This is a genomic window from Metamycoplasma cloacale (assembly GCF_900660735.1).
Taxonomy (GTDB): Bacteria; Bacillota_I; Bacilli_A; order Mycoplasmatales; family Metamycoplasmataceae; genus Metamycoplasma; species Metamycoplasma cloacale.
Genome location: NZ_LR215049.1, coordinates 334,019 through 356,351 on the forward strand (window position 1 = coordinate 334,019; position 22,333 = coordinate 356,351).

At 25.9% G+C, this 22,333-nt stretch carries 14 protein-coding genes; 4 read left to right on the top strand and 10 right to left on the bottom strand.

The annotated features are described in order from the left end of the window. Nucleotides 1–3: 3 nt before the first annotated feature. Entirely contained in the window at nucleotides 4–1,401 is a 1,398-nt protein-coding gene (locus tag EXC28_RS01495) for a site-specific DNA-methyltransferase (RefSeq protein ID WP_338418408.1), read from the bottom strand. Beyond that, the gene (locus EXC28_RS03015; protein ID WP_232028568.1) at nucleotides 1,320–1,712 is read right to left on the bottom strand and encodes a type III restriction endonuclease subunit M; all 393 of its coding nucleotides are present in this window, start codon (nucleotides 1,710–1,712) and stop codon (nucleotides 1,320–1,322) included. Before EXC28_RS03015 ends, EXC28_RS01495 begins: the two co-directional genes overlap by 82 nt. Nucleotides 1,713–1,979: 267 nt before the next feature. Between EXC28_RS03015 and EXC28_RS01500 the strand changes: the two genes are divergently transcribed. The 3 genes from EXC28_RS01500 to EXC28_RS01510 all read left to right on the top strand — a co-directional run bounded on the left by EXC28_RS01500 (nucleotide 1,980) and on the right by EXC28_RS01510 (nucleotide 5,425). Beyond that, entirely contained in the window at nucleotides 1,980–3,554 is a 1,575-nt protein-coding gene (locus tag EXC28_RS01500) for a type I restriction-modification system subunit M (protein ID WP_029329921.1), read from the top strand. Further along, on the top strand, nucleotides 3,547–4,821 hold the full coding sequence (locus EXC28_RS01505) for a restriction endonuclease subunit S (protein WP_112541174.1): 1,275 nt from the start codon (nucleotides 3,547–3,549) through the stop codon (nucleotides 4,819–4,821). Before EXC28_RS01500 ends, EXC28_RS01505 begins: the two co-directional genes overlap by 8 nt. Nucleotides 4,822–4,885: 64 nt before the next feature. Beyond that, nucleotides 4,886–5,425 (top strand): restriction endonuclease subunit S, encoded by a 540-nt coding sequence (locus EXC28_RS01510; RefSeq protein ID WP_338418409.1) that lies wholly within the window; start codon nucleotides 4,886–4,888, stop codon nucleotides 5,423–5,425. A 72-nt stretch (nucleotides 5,426–5,497) separates the two neighbouring features. Here the strand turns inward: EXC28_RS01510 and rpsO are convergent, their stop codons facing one another. From rpsO to truB, 4 genes are all read right to left on the bottom strand, one after another. Then, on the bottom strand, nucleotides 5,498–5,764 hold the full coding sequence (rpsO, locus tag EXC28_RS01515) for a 30S ribosomal protein S15 (RefSeq protein WP_029329915.1): 267 nt from the start codon (nucleotides 5,762–5,764) through the stop codon (nucleotides 5,498–5,500). A 99-nt stretch (nucleotides 5,765–5,863) separates the two neighbouring features. Next, nucleotides 5,864–6,721: an FAD synthase gene (locus tag EXC28_RS01520; protein ID WP_029329914.1), complete on the bottom strand. Its 858-nt coding sequence runs from the start codon at nucleotides 6,719–6,721 to the stop codon at nucleotides 5,864–5,866. Between the two features lie 47 nt (nucleotides 6,722–6,768). Further along, entirely contained in the window at nucleotides 6,769–7,572 is an 804-nt protein-coding gene (locus tag EXC28_RS01525) for a YcsE-related riboflavin metabolism phosphatase (RefSeq protein WP_029329913.1), read from the bottom strand. Continuing rightward, nucleotides 7,565–8,431, bottom strand: a complete 867-nt coding sequence (gene truB, locus EXC28_RS01530; RefSeq protein ID WP_029329912.1) for a tRNA pseudouridine(55) synthase TruB — start codon at nucleotides 8,429–8,431, stop codon at nucleotides 7,565–7,567. Before truB ends, EXC28_RS01525 begins: the two co-directional genes overlap by 8 nt. 146 nt (nucleotides 8,432–8,577) lie before the next feature. Between truB and EXC28_RS01535 the strand changes: the two genes are divergently transcribed. Further along, the gene (locus tag EXC28_RS01535; protein ID WP_036437320.1) at nucleotides 8,578–13,854 is read left to right on the top strand and encodes an FIVAR domain-containing protein; all 5,277 of its coding nucleotides are present in this window, start codon (nucleotides 8,578–8,580) and stop codon (nucleotides 13,852–13,854) included. Between the two features lie 68 nt (nucleotides 13,855–13,922). On the opposite strand, the gene EXC28_RS05705 is transcribed toward EXC28_RS01535, so the two are convergent. The 4 genes from EXC28_RS05705 to EXC28_RS05710 form a co-directional block, all read right to left on the bottom strand. Next, on the bottom strand, nucleotides 13,923–15,959 hold the full coding sequence (locus EXC28_RS05705; RefSeq protein WP_112541173.1) for a hypothetical protein: 2,037 nt from the start codon (nucleotides 15,957–15,959) through the stop codon (nucleotides 13,923–13,925). A 135-nt stretch (nucleotides 15,960–16,094) separates the two neighbouring features. Beyond that, nucleotides 16,095–18,956, bottom strand: a complete 2,862-nt coding sequence (locus tag EXC28_RS01545; protein WP_232028571.1) for a DUF885 family protein — start codon at nucleotides 18,954–18,956, stop codon at nucleotides 16,095–16,097. A 219-nt stretch (nucleotides 18,957–19,175) separates the two neighbouring features. Continuing rightward, nucleotides 19,176–22,025, bottom strand: a complete 2,850-nt coding sequence (locus EXC28_RS01550) for a DUF885 family protein (RefSeq protein WP_112541172.1) — start codon at nucleotides 22,023–22,025, stop codon at nucleotides 19,176–19,178. Between the two features lie 161 nt (nucleotides 22,026–22,186). Further along, nucleotides 22,187–22,321, bottom strand: coding sequence for a hypothetical protein (locus EXC28_RS05710; RefSeq protein WP_274540945.1), 135 nt, complete (start codon nucleotides 22,319–22,321; stop codon nucleotides 22,187–22,189). Between the last annotated feature and the right edge of the window lie 12 nt (nucleotides 22,322–22,333).

The window sequence follows — 22,333 nt, forward strand, 5'->3', positions numbered from 1 at the left end:
TTATTATTTAGTTTGAGGTTTTAATGCTGTTAATTTTCTTAATAAATCATCATCTTTGTATTTTTCATCATTCGTTTTAATACCAAAATCATTTAACTCTTTTAATAATGATTCTTTAATTGATTTATTATCGTTTGAATCACTGAAAATATCCACATTAGAATATGAAGTGCGATAAACATCTAAATGATTATTGTAAGATTCATTATTTTCTGTTCAATCAAAGTTTTCTTTTTCAGAACCAAAACCATGATTAATTCTGTATAGACGTTCATAAGCTATCTTTTTGCCAATATTATTCTCATTATTTGTTACCAATGTGAATGTTCTATTTCCACCATCTTGTCTATTCAATTCTAAAATGGCATGGCCAGTAGTTCCTGATCCTGCAAAAAAATCTAATATACGTGCATTTATGTTGGGGTGTCTATCAATTATTCACATAATTAAATCATATGGTTTTGCATAATTAAAATTTACTTCTCCAAAAATGGAATTTAATACTCCATTACCTGTTTTACGGGTATCGAATTTTTGTATTGTTATAGGATCTCTAGTAAATTTCTCTCTATTTTTAATATAAGGAAATAGAATACCATTTGAATCTTTTTTAAATTCAATTTCTGTTTTTCAATCCTTTAAAAACCTTTCATAACTTCAATTTCAAACAGTATTTTTATTTTTTCTTTTACCAGGTCTTATTGGAACATAACCTTTTTTTGTTAGTTCTTCATCATATTCTTGAGAGTATACTAAAGTGTTAGTATCGTATTCAAATTTTACTTTTACATCATTTAATTCTTTATTGTAATATATTGTGTAACCTCTATTTCTGTTATCTTCTAAATATGAATTAATTGAATTCAATTTGTTACTTAATGCATATCCTCCGAATTCATCAATATAATTATATTTATTGGAATTTTGCATTTTTTCTTTATTAAGTTCAAATTTAGAAATGTTTTTTGCATATGCTTCGACAAATTCGTGTGTCTTTTTAAAATAGTTACCCAATGTTGTTCCTTGAGATGTTTTATCAAAAACTATTGTTGTCAGAAAATTTTCTTCCCCAAAAATATCATCCATTAATACTTTTAAATATGCTTGTTCATTATCATCAATTGATACAAAAATAACACCATCTTCTTTTAAAAGTTGATGGGCAAGTTGTAATCTTTCATTCATCATATTTAATCAACCATTGCGGCTAAATTTGTCTCTATAAATAAATTTATTTGCTGAAATATTTTCGTTATTATCAGCAACTGTATTTCCATCTGTTTTAGCAGATTCAGTATTATAAGGAGGATCGATGTATATTACATCATAATAAGCGCTATGCGCTTGCTCTCTCTCTCTCTCTCTCTCTCTATGACGATTAAATTCTTTAATGCGTCATAATTTTCACCAATTATTAAAGAATTCTTTAATAAATCATTTTTAGCTTCTTTTCTTAAATCAAAGCTTAATTTTTCATCTTTAACTAAAGTAACTATTGATTTACTATCAGATTCTGGTGCATAATCAAAAACAAAACCAGTTTTAACTCTTTTAATTAAGAATTGATATACATTTTGTAAATCATTTACATTTGTTTGTTTTAATATTTTTTTAACTAATTCTTTTTGTTCTTTATTGAAATCATAAGTTGGTAGTTCATCAACTAATTTTATATATTTTTTCAATAAAAAATCTTGATCATTGATATTCATTTGTCCTCCTTAGTTTATCAATACATTTATTATACATATAAAACATCATTGACAACATAGATTGAGGAATTTTAAAGCAAATAACTAAAATAATAAATTATTTTAAGAAAACATAATTTTATGTAGATGTCAATTCTTTTAAATATTCTTATTGATTTAATTTTATTCATTAATATTTAAATAAATATTAATTACATTAATTTATTGCTATTATGCTATTATTTTAATAATCATTAATTATTAATTAAGTATCATGAAAGGTATTTTATGGCAGATAATAAACGCGAATTTGAGAAAAATGAATTATTTAAAAGAATATTTAGCATTGCAAACGACTTAAGAGGAACGGTTGATGGATGAGATTTCAAAAGCTATGTTTTAGTTGGTTTGTTTTATCGTTTTCTATCTGAAAACTTTAATAACTACATTAATAAAAGAGAAGCAATCGCTAATGGAAATGATTCATTTAATTATGCAGATTTAAGTGATGATCAAATTACTGAAGAACAGAAAAAAGAATTAATCAACGTTAAAGGTTTCTTTATTAAACCTTCGCATTTATTTCAAAATGTTGTTAAGAATCAATTAAATGATCCAAACTTAAATATTAAGTTGTTTGAGATTTTTAAAGAAATTGACGAAAGCAGTCGTGATTCAGAAGCAAGAGAAGATTTTGCTGGATTATTTGTTGATTTTAATATATCAGATCCAAAATTAGGTTCATCTGTCGTTGATAGAAATAATACTTTAAAGAAATTATTGCAAGGAATTGCAAGCATGGAATTAAGTATTGGTAATGACGTGCATAATGACCTATTCGGTGATGCCTATGAATATCTATTAGGCATGTATGCCTCATCTGCTGGAAAAAGTGGAGGAGAGTTTTTCACTCCTCAAGAGGTATCTGAATTACTTGTAAAAATAGCAACCCATGGTAGAACATCAATTAATAAAATCTATGACATGTGTTGCGGATCTGGTTCATTATTATTAAAAGCCATTAAAGTATTAGGTATTGATAATGTTAAAGATGGGTTCTATGGACAAGAGATTCAACACGTTACATACAATCTATGTAGAATTAATATGTTTTTACATGATGTAAGTTATGAAAAATTCAATATTAAATTAGGTAATACATTATTAAATCCAATGCATCATAATATTGTTGATAAATTTGATGTCATTGTTTCAAATCCACCTTATTCAATTAAATGAGATGGTGAAAATAATCCAACCTTAATTAATGATCCAAGATTTGCACCAGCTGGTGTATTAGCGCCTAAATCAAAAGGTGATTTTGCATTTATTATGCATGCTTTATATTATCTAGATTCAATTGGAACTGCTGCTATTGTTTGCTTCCCTGGAATATTCTATCGTTCAGGAGCGGAAGAAAAAATTCGTCAATATCTAGTTGATAATAACTTTGTTGATTGTATTATTCAATTACCAGATAATTTATTCTTTGGTACCTCAATTGCTACAACAATTTTGGTATTAAAGAAAAGTAGAACAGATAACAAAATTCAATTTATCGATGCCTCAAGTATTTATACAAAAGCTAAAAATCAAAATAAATTATCTCCAGAAAATATTGAAGAAATATTCAATGTATATAAAGATAAGAAAGATGTTGAACATATATCTAAATTAGTTGATATCCAAGAAGTTGCAAGAAATAATTATTCATTAAGCGTTTCTAAATATGTTGAGATTAAAAAAGATGAAGAGGTAATTGATATTAAGGCTTTAAATCAAGAGATTAAACAAACCGTAAAAAGAATTAATGAACTTCGGAATGCAATTGATGAAATAGTTAAGGAATTAGAAAATGACTAATATTTGAAAACTAATTGAAAATTCAAGTATAGAATGAAAAACTGTAGATCAAATATTTGATATTAGAAATGGTTTCACACCTTCTAAATCTATTAAGGAATATTGGGAAAATGGAACCATAAATTGATACCGATTGGAAGATTTAAGAGAACAAGGGAGAATTCTCGGTAACTCAATTCAAAAAATATCAAATAATGCAGTTAATCATAGTAGACTTTTTAAAAAAGACAGCATAATTTTATCAACATCAGCTACAATTGGTGAATATGCCTTACTAACTAAAGATTCACTAGCAAATCAACGGTTTACTAATTTTCAAACCAAAAAAGAATTGAAATCATTACTAATACCTAAATTCGTTTTATACTATTTTGAAGTTATTAGCCAATGATGCAAGAACAATTGTGATTCCGCTACTTTTCAAACGGTTGATATAAAAAATTTAAAAAAAATTAAATTTCCAATCCCTCCTATTGAAATTCAAAATCAAATTGTTGAAATCCTTGATAAATTTTCTTCATACAAAGCGGAGCTTACAGCGGAGCTTACAGCGGAGCTTACAGAAAGAAATAAACAATATACTTATTACACTAATAAATTATTAGATTTTTCATCGTCACAAAGTAATATTGCTTATAAAGATAATAGTAGTATATCTAATGTACAAAAAATAGAAGATTTGTGTATTATCAAGCGTGGTAAAGTAATTTCTAATCAATATATTGAACAAAATTCAGGTGAATATCATGTTTATTCTTCAAAAACATATGATAATGGTTCCATTGGCAAAATGAATACTTATGATTTTGACGGCGAATATATAACTTGAACTACAGACGGAGCTAATGCCGGCACCATTTTCTATAGAAATGAAAAATTTAATATCACTAACGTATGTGGTTTACTTGAAGTTAAGGACAAAAATTACATAAGCACAAAATACTTGTTTTATGCATTATCACATGTATCTAAAAATTATGTTAATTATGCAACAAGCAATCCTAAATTAATGTCAAACATGATGGCTGAAATTTTAGTTTTAGTTCCTACTTTAACTATTCAAGAGAAAATAGTTAAATTACTAGATAACTTTGATGATATTTGCAAAAGTTTAAATATTGGCTTACCTAAGGAAATTGAATTAAGAGAAAAACAATATAACTACTACAGAGATCAAATTTTTAAATATCTAGAAACAGGCACTTTAGATAATTGCCCTGAAGAGAGAGAGAGAGAGAGAGAGAGCGGATCTTGCGCAAATAATTAATTGAATATTTGAACATTCAATATCTACAACATTAAAACAAATATCATTTAAAAATGAAACTAATATTCAATGAAAGAGGCTTGATGAAATTTCCACAATTAAAACGGGGCAACCAATTAATCAAACAATAATTTCTCAAAATATTGGTAAATATCCTGTCATAAATAGTGGGAAAAATCCATTAGGATATATAAATAAATGAAATACCGAAAACGATCCGATTGGAATTGCTTCTCGTGGAACTGTTGGCTATATTACATATACAGAAGGTAGATATTTTAGGGGGAATTTGAATTATTCCGTTACCATCAAAGATAAAAAGGTTGTAAATCAAAAATTTTTGTATTATCTTCTTTTAGCTAATCAAAATAAAATTTTTGAAATATGTAATTATAATGGTGTTCCAGCTCTTAATTCCGCTGATTTAAAAGAAATGGAACTTCCAATCCCTCCTATTGAAATTCAAAATAATATTGTTAAAATCCTTGATAAATTTGATCTATTAATCAATGATTTAACAGAAGGACTACCAAAAGAAATAAAATTGCGTGAAAAACAATATGAATATTATTCAAATTTAATATTTAAAAAACTATCTAAATAGAGAGAAATAAAAAAAGGGAGCAAATCCCTTTTTTTATCTTTAATTTAAATTGTTTAAAGATTTGATTAACTACTATTTTCTAATATTTAGAGCTTTAATTGTTTCTAGATATAAGTTGTAGTTTGTTTCTTTTAAGTGGTTTAATAAAGCTTTACGTTGATTAACTTTAGCCATAAATCCACGCATTGAATGTAAATCGTTTTTGTTTGCAACAAAGTGTGATTTTAAACTTTCAATGTCTTCTGTTAGAATTGCAATTTGAACAGGTAGATATCCTGTGTCTTTTGCATTTCTTCCATATTTAAGAGTTAACTCTTGTTTCTTTTCTTTTGAAACCATTATAATCCTTTCATAACCTAGCAATAATCGTAATTACTACCACGCTAGATTTTATATAATTCACAAATTATAACAAATATATTTATATAACAATATAAATTACTTGATATTTATGCTGAAAAATGCTTTAGCAATAGCAATATCATCATCAAAAATTTCATTCTCTGCTTGATTTTTAATTAATCTTAGTTTATCAATAAATTCAATATAAACTTCTTGATGTTTTGATCAAACTAAATCAAGATCTAATAGAATCAATTTATTATTCATTTCATTGTTTTGATTAAAATTAATCAAACAAATACCGTGATATTCAATGTTTTCAATCACAACATTAACATAATATATACCTGCATGTAATCTAATTAAATTTTCTGGATATTGAAAATGAAATTTTTCTACATTAACAATAAATGCGTATTTATCAATTAATAATGTATTTAACATTTCAATATTACTTTCTTTAATTAAATCCCGAATAATTCCAGATGATATTTTTTGACTATTAATTTTTCTTTCAGAAGCAATTGATACATCAAAATATTTCTTTAATAAATTAATATTTCCTGATTTATTAAATCCAAAAGTATAATCCTGACCACATACAATATGTTTAACATTCATTTTTTTTAATAATTCAATAAATTCTTTAGCTGTTTTATATCTAAAATCTTCATTAAAATCAATGATATAAGTTTGATTAAACCCATAATTAGCGAGCGTATACAAACGCGGTTTTAACTGAAAAGCTTTTTCTGGTTTAACATTACCGTTTTTATGTGGATTTTTGAAAATAGAAAAAGCTAGAATACATTCTGGATGCAATATTTTTAAAGATTTTGCGTTTTTAATTAATTCAAGATGTCCGATATGTAAAGTTTCAAACGAACCCAAACACAAAATTAATGGTTGATCGTTTTGAATTTTATTATTAAATGTTAAATTGTATAATTCCATGTTATAAATTTTACTAAAAACAAAATAAAAAAGTGGGTTGCACTTTTTTATTCATAAAATCCTTTATCTCTTAATTTGAAATAAGGGCCATCTTCTGTAACTGGTAGACAAATTTCTTTAGCTGCTGATTTAGTAACATCTTCTCCATTACCCATAGCAATTCCAAGACCAACAGCCTCTAGCATTTCAACGTCGTTTTCACTGTCTCCGAATGCTACCATTTCTTCTAATGAATAACCTAATAAATTAGCTAAAACTTTTAATCCTACTGCTTTTGTAATGCCTTTTGATGAAATAAATACTCCACCATCTCATTCAGCTAATACTCAAACATTCATATTATTTTCTTCAAAGAATTTAGTTAATTTAGGGCCAAGCACTTTTGATTCTTTACTACTTACTGTAATTAAATAGTTTTTATCATTTTGTTTTTCAAATTCATCAATTGAAATGAATTTATCTTGATATGGCTTATAGAATCAGTGATCGATATTAAATAATTCATTGTAATATCCTCATTTGTTTCCAACAAATGAATAAGGAAGATTATTTTCTTTTGCATATTCAGCAAATTTTTTGTAATCTTCATAATCAATTGTAGTTTCAAAAACATATTCTTTAGTTTTTAGATCTAGAATAAATGTTCCATTTGCTCCTACAAAATAATCAACATAAGGGTTATCAATTTGTTTACCTACTGTGAAAATATCACGACCTGAACATAAAACATTAATATAACCATTTTGTTTTAACTTTTCAAACATTTCTTTCATTCTTGGTGAAAGTTCATCAACACCAAAAGGAAGTAATGTCCCATCAATATCAAATACAAGAATTTTATATTTAGTCATGTTTCACCTCTTTCAATATACGTTCAATTCTTGCGAAAAGCACCTTGGAAAAACTAATTTTTCCATAGTCTACATCGCCTATTCCTATTATTTCGTTGTTGTATATAAATATTTTTTTTCCACTAAAATCGGATAAATTATCAATATAACTTAAACGATTTTTTGCTATTGACACTAGGTCATTTTTTTCAAGCATATATAATGATATATGAAAAAGCTTTTCTAAATCATTTATTTTTATAAAATTTTCTTTTTCATTCATGGATATATCACCAATTCTTAGCCTTGTTAATGTATTTACAATAGCATCCGTATTTAATAAAACCCCAATATCATGAATTAAGCTTCTTATATAGGTGCCTTTAGAAACTGTTGTTTCAATTTCGAAAGTTTGATGTTTTTCATCAAAATTAATTAAGCTTAAATCTAAGATATTAATATCAATTGGTTTAATCTCTACATCTCGATTTTCTCTGGCTAATTTATACAGCCTTACACCATTAATTTTTTTAGCAGAAAAAATTGGTGGAATTTGCGTTTTTATATCTTTAATATAAGATAGAACATCTAAGAAAGCTGATTTTGAGATATTTTTGAAAGGCAAATCAAAAATTTCTTCGCCTTCATCATAACTTCTACTGCTTTTATGCAAAGACGCTTTAACATAATAAGTTTTGACGTCATTTACAATATAGTTTAGCAATTTAGTATCTTCATCGGTTGCAATAATTAATAAACCATCAGCTAAGGGGTCTAATGTACCTGAATGACCTATTTTTTTAATACCCATTTCTTTAGCGAAATCTTTAATTGCTTTAAATGAGGATATCCTCTTTGGTTTTCAAATTTTATAAAACATTTATACACTCCAAATGCTTTACAATCGTATCACAAAAAAACTAAAAATCATGATTTACACAATTTTTTTGTTTTAATAGATTATTTTTTTTATTTTTTTACAAAAAAAAAAAAAACATTTGTACAATTGTATGGTTAGGAGTTTTTATGAGAAAAAGTAAGAAAATTGCATTAATTTTGTTAGGATTAGGAGCTATCGGAGCGACAGCGGGGACTGTTTATGTGCTTTTAAATTCAAAAAAATCAAAAAATGAAGCTATTGCAAAATTAATTAATACCATTGACACTTATCGTAAAAATAATTTAAATGGTGATGCTTGAACAAAATTAGACAATCAAGCAATAGAATTAATTAAAGATCTAAATTCTTTCATTGATAGCAAAAACGAAATCGAAGTTAATAAAGCTATTGAAGAAAATTCAGAAAAATTTGCAATGATTCAAGAATTATTTAAATATTTTACATTAGCAAATGAAGTTAATGGTTATTTAAACATCATTTCTAATGATAACAAATACCAAGAAATTGCATCTGAATTAAAAAATGTATTAGATAAACAAAATGGAATTGTTAAAAATACAGAAAACAAGATTGACGTTATTAATTCATTCAATACTTTAAAGAACGCATATGAAAATGCAATAAGCAAAATAAATGATAATAATTTATTAATTGCATCTAAAATAAATGAATTAGACGATTTAATAAAACAAGCCAATGAATATAACGAATCTGTTAAAAATACAGAGATTAAAGAAGAATTAAAAAGAGCCATTGAAATCGCAGTGACTAAAAAAGATGCTACAAATGCAACAACTGAATCTTTAACTAATGCTTATAATAATTTAGAATTAATTCTGGAAAACATCAAAGTTAAAAATGAAGAATGAAAAATGGCTCATACAAGATTAGAAAGTAAAATTTCTGAAATTGAATTAAATAAAGGGTCATATGGTTTTAACGAAAGTGAATTGAATGATTTAAGCTTAGCGACACAAGAAGCAAAAAATATAGCAAATGATTACTCAAATGATAAAACTGCATTGGATAATGCTATAGTAGTATTAGAAAATAAGGTTAAGGAAATTAAAGAAAGAGCAGATTTAAGAAAACAAGAAGAATTACTTGTTAAAAATAAATTAAATAGTTTAATTAATCAAGTTGCTGAATTTAAAAATGATGTAGTAATTAATACACAAATCAAGGAAAGATTAAATCAAAATATTACAAATGCATCAAGTGAATTAAACAATAACAATGCTACTAGCGATACTTTAAATGAAGCATATAATAAATTAAAAGAACAATTTGATATCGAAAAATCTAATCACAATGAATGAGAAAAATCATACAATAATCTAAAAAATAAAATTGATGAGACAGAAATATATTCAATATTAAATTCAAGTAGTTCAAACGATTTAACCAATCTTTTTTCAGCAATAGAAGAATCAAAAACCATATTAGATAATAGAAATTCTAATAAAACAACATTAGATAATCAACTAGCTAAATTAGAAAAAGCATACATAAAAGCTAAGGAATTAATAGATTTAAATAAAACCCAAGAAGAATTAGCTAAAGAAAAATTACAAATTTTAATTAGCCAATCAATCACATATAAAAACTCAATTATTAATCAAAATATTAAAGAAGAATTAAATAACCAAATTCAAAATGCTCAAAATGCATTAAGCAACCCTAGTGCTACACTAGACAGTTTGAATAATGCATATACCGCATTAGAAGAAGCATTAAATTCAGCTAAATCTCAAAATACTGATTGAAAAGATGCTAATGCATCTCTAAATGACAAAATTAATGAAATTAATAACTTAAAAAATTCAGATGCATTTAATTCATCAGAAATTCAAGAAATTGATAATGCAATTACAGAAGCGCAAAAGTCATTAGATAATCCAAATATCGATAAAGATGCAATTAATAATGCTAAAACAACTTTAGAAAATCAATTTAAAGCTATTCAAGAAAAAGCAGATGCTAGAAAAGCGCAAGAACAATTAGATAAACAAAAATTAGCTACATTAATCACTGAGGCAAATGAATATAATAATTCAATTAAAAACACAACCATTAACTCAGAATTATCTTCAGCAATTCAAATTGCGATAAATAAAAAAGATGCTGTAAATGCAACATCCGAATCTTTAACTGAAGCATTAAATGAATTACAAACTGCATTAGATAATGTCAAAATCAAGAATCAAGAATGAAATACTTCATACACCAATTTAGATGACAAAATTAAAGAAATCGAAGCAAATAGAGAAACAGATGAAGTAAATGAATCAGAATTAAATACATTGAATAATGCAATTAAAGAAGCTAAAGCTGTTCTAAATGATCCAAATAGTGATAAAACAGCATTAGATAATGCAAAAACCACTCTAGAAAATAAATATAATGAAATTAAACTAGCATTTAATTCAAGAAAAGAAAATGAAAATAAAGCTAAAGAAAAATTAAATAACTTGATTAATCAAGCAAATTCAGCTAAAGAATCAATTATAAATACAGCAATTAAAGATGTCTTAAGCAATGCAATTCAAAATGCAGAAGCGGCATCAAACAATCCTAAAGCAACTACAGATAGTTTAAATAATGCATATACAGCACTTGAAGCAACTTTAAATGAAGCAAAAACACAAGATACTAACTGAAAAAATGCCAACTCTGCATTAAATGATAAAATTAATGAAATTAATAGTTCTAAAAATAGTAATAACTTCAATTCAACTGAATTACAACAAATCAATGAAGCAATAGTCAAAGCAACTGAATCACTAAATAATTCATCATTAGCCCAAGAAGCATTAGAATCTGCTAAAACTGAATTAGAAAATAAATATAATGAAATTAAGAAAAATTTAGACAATCGAAAAGAACGAGAAAAAGAAAATGCTAAACAAAAATTGAATGCGTTAATTAACCAAGCAACAGAAGAAAAAAATAAAATTGTGAATAATGTAATTAAAAATGAATTAGGTACAGCAATTCAAACTGCTAAAAATGTTCTTGATAGTAGTGATTCATCAACAGAGGATTTAAATAAAGCATATCAAACCTTAGAATCTGCATTAAATAATAGTAAAGAACAAGACAATGATTGAAAAAATGCTAATTCTAACTTAAATACTAAAATTAATGAAATTAATAGTTCTAAAGATGGCAATAACTTCAATTCAACTGAATTAAAACAAATCAATGATGCGATAGCTAAGGCAACTGAATCACTAAATAATCCTTTAGTTAATAAGCAAGAATTAGAAAATGCTAAAACAACTTTAGAAAATGCATATAAAAAAGTTCAAACAAATGCTGAGTTAAGAAAACAACAAGAAAATAAAGAAAAAGAAAAACTTGAAACATTAATTAAAGAATCATCATTATACAAAGATTCAATAACAAATTCTTTTATTAAAGATGAATTATCTTCATCAATTCAATCAGCAATAAATAAAAAAGATGACGCAAATGCTACTATAGATTCTTTAACTCAAACATATAAAGATCTTGAATCAGCATTACAAACTGCTAAAACTAAAAATGAAGAATGAAAAACCGCTCATACTAACTTAGATAATAAAATCAAAGAAATTGAAGGAAATAAAACTTCAAATGACTTCAATGAGCATGAATTAAGTGATTTAAATAATGCAATTGAAGCAGCTAAAACCGTGTTAAGTAATCCGTCTTCAGATAAAAATGCATTAGATAATGCTAAAACCACTTTAGATGCAAAATATAACGAAATTATACAAACATCTGAATTAAGAAAACAACAAGAAAAAGATAATGCTAAAAATCAATTAAAATCTTTAATTGATGATGCTACATCATTTAAAGATTCAATAATAAACACCGAAATAAAAAATAAATTATCACAAGCTATTCAAAATGTTCAATCTATTCTTGATAATTTAGAATCTTCAACCGAAGCATTGGATAATGCATACAAAACATTAGAAACTATATTCAATCAAATTAAATTAGAAGATAGTGCTTGAAAATCTGCAAATAGTGATTTAGATAATAAAATCAACGAAATTAATAATTTGAAAATATCTAACGGATTTAATGAAACGGAAATGTTGGAAATTAATACTATAATTTCAGAAGCTAAAAAATTATTAAATAATCCTTCAATTAATAAAGAAAATCTAGAAATCGCTAAATCAACATTAGAAACTGAATTTAGAAAAATTCAAGCAAAAGCTGAATTAAGAAAACAACAAGAAAATCTTGCAAAAGAAAAACTACAAACATTAATTAATCAAGCGAATACATACAATCAAACAACAGTTGAAAATACAACAATTAAAAATGAATTGCAATCATTAATTACCACTGCAACAACTAAAAAAGATGCTAAAAATGCAACCGCTGAATCCTTAGAACAAGCGTATAATGAATTAAATTCTTCATTTGATGCTGTTAAAACAAAACAAAATACATGAAAAGCTTCATATGATGGTCTTAAAAATAGAACCGTTGAAGTTAATAATCAAATTGATAGTTACAATTTAGATAATATAGAAAAACAACAATTATTAGCCGTTGTAAACGACAGTAATGAAATACTAAATAATAAAAATAATGATGCACAAACATTTAATGATAAATTGCAAAAATTAAATAATGCAGTAAATGAATATAAAACTAAAAATGATGTAAGAAATCAAATTAAAACTCTACTAACTAAATTAGATCAAGATAAAAATAACGAATATATCATTGATAAACAAGAATTACAATCTAAAATTACTAAATTTGTTAGTGAAACAAATACTTTATTAAATAAATCAAATTCTACTCTTTTAGAATTCCAAACCAAAAAAACAGAACTTGAAAACTTAATAAAAGAAACTAACGATAATGCTGTTAAATTAAAGACTGAATTACGTTCAAAAATTGAAACCACTCTTTCAAATACTAAAGACAGTTTAACATTGTCATTGCTACAAACTTATCAAACACGATTTAATTTCGAAACATCTTTAAATGAAAGAATGTCTAAATTACAACCTGTTTTTGACAACGTAGATTCTAATAGAAAAAGTCTTGAAGATGCCTTAAGTGATTACAACACTATATACGATAAGGCAAAAATATGATTTGAATTACTAGAAAAATTTGCCTTTATGAAAAAAACAGCTTCTACTGATAGAGAACACTTAGAATTAATGGGAAAATTAACCGAATTTGAGTCAAAAATTTCACAAATTGAACGATATATACAAATATTTAGTACAGAAGTGGTAGCTGATGGTGTTGAAACACGTTGAAAAAATGCTATAAAAACAATAGATACTTGACTTCTACAATATGGTTTAAACTTTAATGAAGAAAAATCAAAACAAACATATACTGAATGAATTAAGATTCTGAATAAATACAGTTAATTGGATAATAAATGAAATTTGAAAATTAAAAAAGAGAGAATATTCTCTCTTTTTTTGTTATAAAATAATTATTTATTTGTTTTGAAAAATTCATTTAATTCTTTTAATTTAGTTAAAACTGTTTTAATGTCCCCTGATGATTTATTTGATGTAATTTGTTCTTTAATTTCATTCAATTTTTCTTGAATTTTTTGTTTTTTAGTTTCTTCATTACCCTCTGTACTAATATATGTTTCAATATTATTATAAACAGTTTGAATATCTGATTTTAATGAAGAATCAATTTTTGAAAGTGATTCAAGAATTTTAGCATTAACTCTATGTACTGCGGAAGTTTCAATTTCTTCTGTATAATGCGCATAATCATCTATTAATTTTTTCAATTCAAAACCATAGTGAACTGAATTAATTTCTGAATAATCTTCGTTAATTAAGTATTTTTTTGCTTTTGTTGTTAATTCAACATATTTATTTCAAACTAATGTTTTTTTAGTTTGTTGAGCTTCTAATAATTTATTATGCATATTAGTAATTATATTAATGTTTTCATCACTCATTTCTGAACTTATTTCAGTTTTAGTATCGAATTCTTCAAATATTTTGTCTAAATTATTAATATTATCTACAAAATATAATTTATTTTCTTCACTATTTTTAAATTCATTAATAGCTGATTTATATGCATCAAAATCATTAAGAACTGCTTTATTTTTCCCTCTAGCAATTAAAGCTTTTACAGAAGCATATATTTTTAAAGAAGGATAAGTTCTGTTTAAATTAGTTTCATATGACATGATATCAAAATTTAAATTTTCAATGTTTAACGTATATTTAGTTTGAATTTTATCGCGATATTCTTTTAAACTTTTTAAATCATTTAAAGCAGCAACATAATTTTTAATACCTTCTTGAGTTTCTACTACTTTATTAATTGCGTTTAATAGATCTGTTTTTGATATAGTTTTTGAATCAGCAGACAATATAGCATTTGCCTTTTCAATTTCACTATTTAATGTTTTGTTTAAGTCTTTTGGATTTTTCTTAAATTCTTCATCATTTAAATAATCTGTTGGTGATTCCACTTTTTCTCTTAATATAGATAATAAAGCATTTCTTTGTGTATTAATTTGTTCTTCTGCAGTATTAATTGCTTTTCTTAATTCAGATATTTGTTGTTGATATTTTTCTGAAGTTGTATCGGTGTTTTCAATTAATTCTCTTGAAAGCTTGATAACCGCATTTAATTGATCTTTATTAGTACTATCTTCGCCATTAATCAAATAAGAATTTTCTAATATTGATGTAGCACTTGTTACTAAAGTGTTTAATTCATTTTTATTTGCTTCTTTATCCATTTCTAATTTTTTACCTTGAATTTCATTAAATTTGTTTTTAATAGATTCAACAATTGTTTTTAATTCATCAAGAGTAATGTTTTCTTTTTTAGATGCTGTATTTTGTTCATCTAAAAAATTAGTTAATTCGGTTTTTAACGTTTCATATTTTGGATCTGTTCATGTAGCAATTTCTTTAGTAATTTCTTCATTTAATTTTGTTAATGTGTTTGTTATATTAACCGTTTCATCAATTTTTTGAACATCTTGTTTTGCTTTAGTTAATGCATTGGTTAAAGCGGTTTTAGCATTTTCTATTTCATCATTTTTCTTGCTATTTTTAACCAATTCGTTTTGTTCGTTCATTTTATTTAATAATTCGGTATGTACATTTTTATATTTTTCATCTTTAATATCGTTTAAATATGCATTAATATTATTTGCAATTTTTAGATATTCCATTTTATTTTTTAAAACATTAAATTCAGCATTTGAACTATCTAAAATATTTTTTAATTCTTTTTCATCTTTAATATCTTTTTGTTTATCTAAATTATCAATTAAAGTTTTAAATTCAACATTTAAAGCAATATCATCTTTAACGTTTGAATTTTGTTGTTGATATTCTTTAATCTCATTAATTAAAGATGTTATTTTATTTTCTTTAACCGTTTTGTTTGATTTTCTAGCAAAAACATATGCTGTTGTTGAAACTGCAGCAATAGTTGCTAAACCTAATACAATTAAAGCTATTTTCTTTGATTTTTTCATATACTTTCCTTTATTTATAAAAATTTATATATATATATATATATATATATATATATATGATTTTGGGAAAAAATAAGCAAAAAAAGGAGAAAATTTCTCCTTTTTTTAGAAAAATAAGCATTTTTTGAAGGTTTTTTATTTAATATTATATTCTTTTTTAATTACTTCTTCAAGTGCACTCATTGGTAAACCGCCATTTCTTAAGAACATATCATATAGTTTTTTAATATGAACATGTTTTACATCACCATCTGAAGCGTTAATAAATGCTTCACGGCTTAAGCCTAAATGATTTTGCACTTTCTTATATAGATCTAACATAACTTTCTTACCTGAGTTATAAGCTGTTGCTTGAGCTGGTAATGATAGATATCTTCTTGATTCTGATGTAATATCACCAATACCTAAAGCTGAATTAGCTGTCATAAATGATCTAGCTTGAGAGATTGAATGACCAGTAATTAAATCATCGTGACCTTTAACACTTGGACTGTGGTATGAAGTATCCAATGCTAATCTCATATTTCTTAATTGAGCTTCATTCAATGCTCCAAAGTATTGAAGCATATTAGCTAATTTAGCAGCATCTCTTGTATGTTGTTTATCATCACTATAACTTCTTACAGATGCAACTTTTTGTCAATATACTCCACCATGTAATTCTTTCATTTGTTTAATGATATCTTCAGTAATTGCACTATCTTCGGTTGATGTAATAAAGCTTGTAATACCTTTTGATAATGAGAAATCAATTGGCATTGCATAGTAATCATTATCTTTATTATTATAATCAGGAGTTCCGTAGAATCCAGCTTCAATACCAAATCATTCCATAAATAGCGCTCAACCTTCGGCATATGCTGTATATCCAAAGATGTCACCTAATTTTTTACCATCAATTTCTGCTAAATTAAACTTAGCATATTGAATTTGATTATGGTGTCCCATCATTGACTCATGGTTAGCAAATGATGTAACTGATCATTTTGGTAATGAATAATATGGATCAACATTAAAGAAGAAATTGCCAGCACTACCTGAGTATGCACCAACTCCTGTATTTACTCTATTTACATATTCATATGTATCAATTCCGTAATCAGGAACTTCTTTAGGGAAATATGAAGCGCCATATTTTTGGGTTGTAGCTTTAAATTGTTTATAAGCTTTAAATGCTTCTAATGCTCCATAGTAGAATTGTTCATTTGTAATGCTACCATATTTGTTGTTTTTGTTTTCATCAGCGAATAAATGATCATATTTTAATTTCGTTAAATTAGCACGAGAATCTGCTAAATCAGAATCTTCTTTTAAAGATCTCTTTAATTCATCGGTGTAATAACTTGCATCTTCACGACCAAAGAAGAAATCTTCTGCATTTAATCATTTATTAAATTCAGGTAAATTTATTTCTCCTTGTGCATTTCTAATGTGTAATTGTACATTCGCAACTTCTTTAGAACCAACACCATCTTCGTCATACTTAATAGTAGGCGCTCATTCTGTATTGTCATTACCTGTAATTAACTTAGCAACTTCAGCTGCAATTTTTTTCATATTATTAGCTGCATCTTTGGATGATTTATAGCCTTCTTCATAAATTTCTTGTGGAGTTAAATTAGAGGTTGTAACCATTTTTAGGTATTGTTTATATAGATCATCACCAGTTAAACCACCTGGTTTACCAGGCATAAATCCAATACCAACATTTGTTGCATCTAAATCTTTTTGAGTAAATCCTAAACCATAAATTTTTTGATATGTATTATCTACTCTAACTTCAACAATATTTTCAAGTTCGTGTGTAAGGTTTTCTTTTGATAAAACAAGTTCTTCAGCGTTTTCGCCTAAACCATAACTTGAAGCTTTATAATAGTCAGTTACATAAAAATCATATAAAGCATCTATTGCTTGTGATTTTTTTCAAACTTGTTCATTTACACTTTCTGGTTTTACTGCATCAGGATTATAACCAATCAATTCCTTCAATGTAATTGTTTGTTTATCTGATTTATAGAAATCAATTAATTTATTTGCATAGTAGTTTTTAACTACAGCATTAATGTTACTTTTAATTCATACTTTTGAAGGTACCAATCCTAATTCAATTGCTTCTTTTAAGGTTTCTTTTCATTGAACAAAAATTTTATCAGCATACCTTGAATTTGGAACAATTGTGCGATAAAATGCATTAGCCGCATATGTACTGCTTGAACCTCAATTAAATGAACTTAATAGATATCTTAAGCCTTTATCATGATTTCCTTTTTCAATTTCTCAATTGAATTTCAATCCGTATGCTCATGCAATTGAATCACTTGTTAAGTTAACTCCATTAATTTCATTAATTCTATTAATATATTTATCAATTTCTACAACAATTTTTTTATCATCACTAGCCGTTGGAGCTACATTGTATGGATTTAATCCCATTGCTGTTAAATCTTCTTCATATGTTTCATTTAATGAAATAATATATTCAGCAGTTAAAGCTTTAGCTTTTTCACTTCCATCATTTGATGAAGCAATTTCTGCCAAAACATTTCTTTTAGTTGTTTTAGCAGTTATAATTTCATTATTCTTAGTTTCAACAGTTGCAGTTTTAGTTTGAATTTCTTGGTTAATATTTTCTATTTTTTTATTAATTTCAGTTTCTTTAGCAGTTTTTTCTTCTGCAGATTTAGTTTCATCTTCTTTAAAAGTTTTTAATTCTTTTTGTGCAGCAATAATATCGGCTTTTTTAGCATTAATTTCTTGATTTATTTTTTTGATATCTTCTGTTGCTGTTATAATACTTTGATTTAATTTTTCAATTTCTTGATATTTAAGGGTGTTATTTACAGTAGGTTTATCTGGCTCCGGTGTTGGGGTTGGAGTCGGAGTGGGTGTGGGTGTAGGTTTTGGTTCCCCACATTTTGTTGCCATTAAAGTAGGTGCTACAATTAATGGTGTCATACCTGCCATAACACTTCATAGAATTTTACTTTTTTTAGTCATATACTACTCCTATTCTTCTGAAATTCTGCCGATGTGTTACATCAACATTATTTACATTTTAAAATTGTTTTATTCATTGCTTATAAAAAAAAAAAAAAACAAATAGAAAAACATAAAAAAATAACTATGAAGTTATATGAAATTGAAATTATCTTTATATATAATCTTTTCAAGATTAAAATAAATAAAAACCCAGGAAATTATTCCTTGGGTTAATTATTATTTTATTTTATATTCATTTTTAATTACTTCTTCAAGTGCACTCATTGGTAATCCACCATTTCTTAAGAACATATCATATAGTTTCTTAATATGAACATGTTTTACATCCCCATCTGATGCATTAACAAATTCTTCACGGCTTAAGCCTAAATGATTTTGCACTTTCTTATATAGATCTAACATAACTTTTTTACCTGAGTTATATGCTGTTGCTTGAGCTGGTAATGATAAATATCTTCTTGATTCAGAAGCAATATCACCGGTACCTAAAGCTGAATTTAATTTCATAAATTCTCTAGTTTGTATAATTGAATGACCAGTTATTAAATCATCATGTCCCTTAACACTTGGGCTGTGGTATGATACATCCAATGCTAATCTCATATTTCTTAACTGAGCTTCAGTTAATGCACCGAAATATTGCAACATATTAGCTAATTTAGCAGCATCTCTTGTATGTTGTTTTTCATCATCATAAGTTCTTAAAGAAGCAACTTTATTTCAATATACACCACCATGTAATTCTTTCATTTGTTTAATAATATCTTCTGTTATTGCACTATCTTCAGTTGAAGTAATAAAGCTTGTAATACCTTTTGATAGTGAAAAATCAATTGGCATTGCATAATAGTCATTATCTTTATTATTATAATCAGGTGTTCCATAGAATCCGGCTTCAATTGCAAATCATTCGGTAAACACCGCTCAACCTTCAATGTATGAAGTATAGTTAAAAATATCCCCTAATTTTAAACCATCAATTGATGTTAAATTATGTTTAGCATATTGAATTTGATTGTGGTGTCCCATCATTGATTCATGGTTAGCAAATGTTGTAAGAGCTCATTTAGGTACTGAATAATATGGATCAACATTAAAGAAGAATCCTTCTTTAGAACCTTCATATGCCCCAACACCTTCATTTGCTCTTCTGGCAAATTCATATGTATCAATACCATAATCTGGAACTTCTTTAGGGAAATATGAAGCACCATATTTTTGAGTTGTAGCTTTAAATTGTTTATACGCCTTAAAAGCTTCTAGAGCACCATAATAGAATTGTTCGTTTGTAATACTTCCATATGCTTCATTTTTATTATCATCACCGAATAAATGATCATAATCTAATTTAGTTAAATTAGATCTTGAATCTGCTAAATTTTTATCTTCTTTTAAAGAACTTTTCAATGCTTCTGTATAATAGCTAGCATCTTCACGCCCAAAGAAGAAATCTTCGGCATTTAATCATTTATAAAATTCAGTTAAATTTATGTTTCCTTGGTTATCACGAATATGTAATTGTAAATTAACAATTGCTTTACTACCAATCCCATCTTCATCATATTTAATAGTTGGAGATCATTCTGAATTATCATCTCCTGTGATTAATTTAGCAATTTCTATTGCTATTTTTTTCATGTTCGCAGATGCTTCTTTTGTTTGCTTATACCCCTCATCATAAATTTGTTGAGGAGTCAATTCTGTTGATGTAGACATTTTTAATAATTGTTTATATAGATCTTCACCTGTTAAACCGCCTTCTTTACCGGGCATAAATCCTATACCAACTTTAGTTTCATTTAAGTCTTTTTCGGTATATCCTAATCCATATATATTTTGATATGTGCCATCAACATTTACTTCCATAGTATTCTCTATTTCATGAATATCATTTGTTTTGTAAATTGTTAAATTGTTAATGTTTTCACCCAAACCATAACTTGATGCATTGTAATAATCCGTTATATAAAAATCATAAAATTCATCAATTGCTTGTCTAATTTCTCAATCATTTTCACTCATGTAGAATGGTTTAGTAGCATTTTCATCATAGTTGATCAATGCTTTTAATGTAATTGATGTTTTTTCAGATCTATAAAATTCGGCTAATTTATCTGCATAATAATCTTTAATAAAAGCATTTATATTACTTTTAATTCAAACTTTTGAAGGTACTAACCCCAATTCAATCGCTTCTTTTAAAGTTGCTTTTCATTGCTTATATAAGCTTGGTTCATCATTAACACTGGCAATAATCGATCCATAAAAACCATTTGCTGGATATGTATCACTTGGTCCTCAATTAAATGACCCCAATAGATATCTTAAACCTTTATCATAGTTTTCTTTTTCGATTTCTCAATTGAATTTCAATCCATTTGCTCACGCAATTGAATCACTTGTTAAATTAAATGTATTAACTTTTTTGATATTTTCAATATATTTATCAATTAATTGAGTTATTTTTATAGAATCTTCTTTGCTTGGTGCTGGATTTCATTGATCCAATCCTGCTTTTGTTAAATCTTTTGCATATAAATCTTTCAATGAAATAATATATTCAGCAGTGAATTTCTTTCCCTTTTCACTACCATCTTTTGAAAAAGCGATTTCTGCTAAAATTTCATGTTTCTTAGAATCGGCTTTTTCAAACTCTTGAGTTTTAGTATTTAAAATTGATTTTTTTTCAGAAATTTCCTTATCTAATTTTTCAATTTCAGCATTAACTTCATTGGTTTTATTCGCAATCTCTTCTTCTGTTTTTGAATCATCGTATTTAAAATCATCTAATTCCTCATTTAATGTTTCAATTGCTTTGGTTTTATCTGTGATTGCTGTATTTATAAGATCAATTTCGTCACTAAGAGATTTTATTCGATTATTATATTCCTCAATTGATTTATATTTAAGGGCATTATTTATAGTGGGTTCTGTATTAGGAGTGTTTGGTTTTGGAGCTGGATGAGGTTTTGGTTCGCCACATCTTGTAGCCATTAAAGTAGGTGCTAAAATTAATGGTGTCGTTCCAGCCATAATACTTCATAAAATTTTGGATTTTTTAGTCATATATACTTCCTATGTGTTTATAAATTCTGCTGATATATAAAATCAACATTAACTACATTTTATGACTATTTTTTTCTGACAAATAAAAAAAAAAACATATTCAATGTCATAAAAAATAACATAAAAGTTATATAGACTATTTTTTTATAAAAGTTGATGTATTAATATTTATTCTTATTTATAACTTTTTGTAATTCAATTATTTGAATTGAATGGATTATAATATCTATTTTATTAATATTTAAAAACATCATAGCAGTTGCTATGATGTCATCATTTAATATATTGTTTTTCATTTTAATAATTAA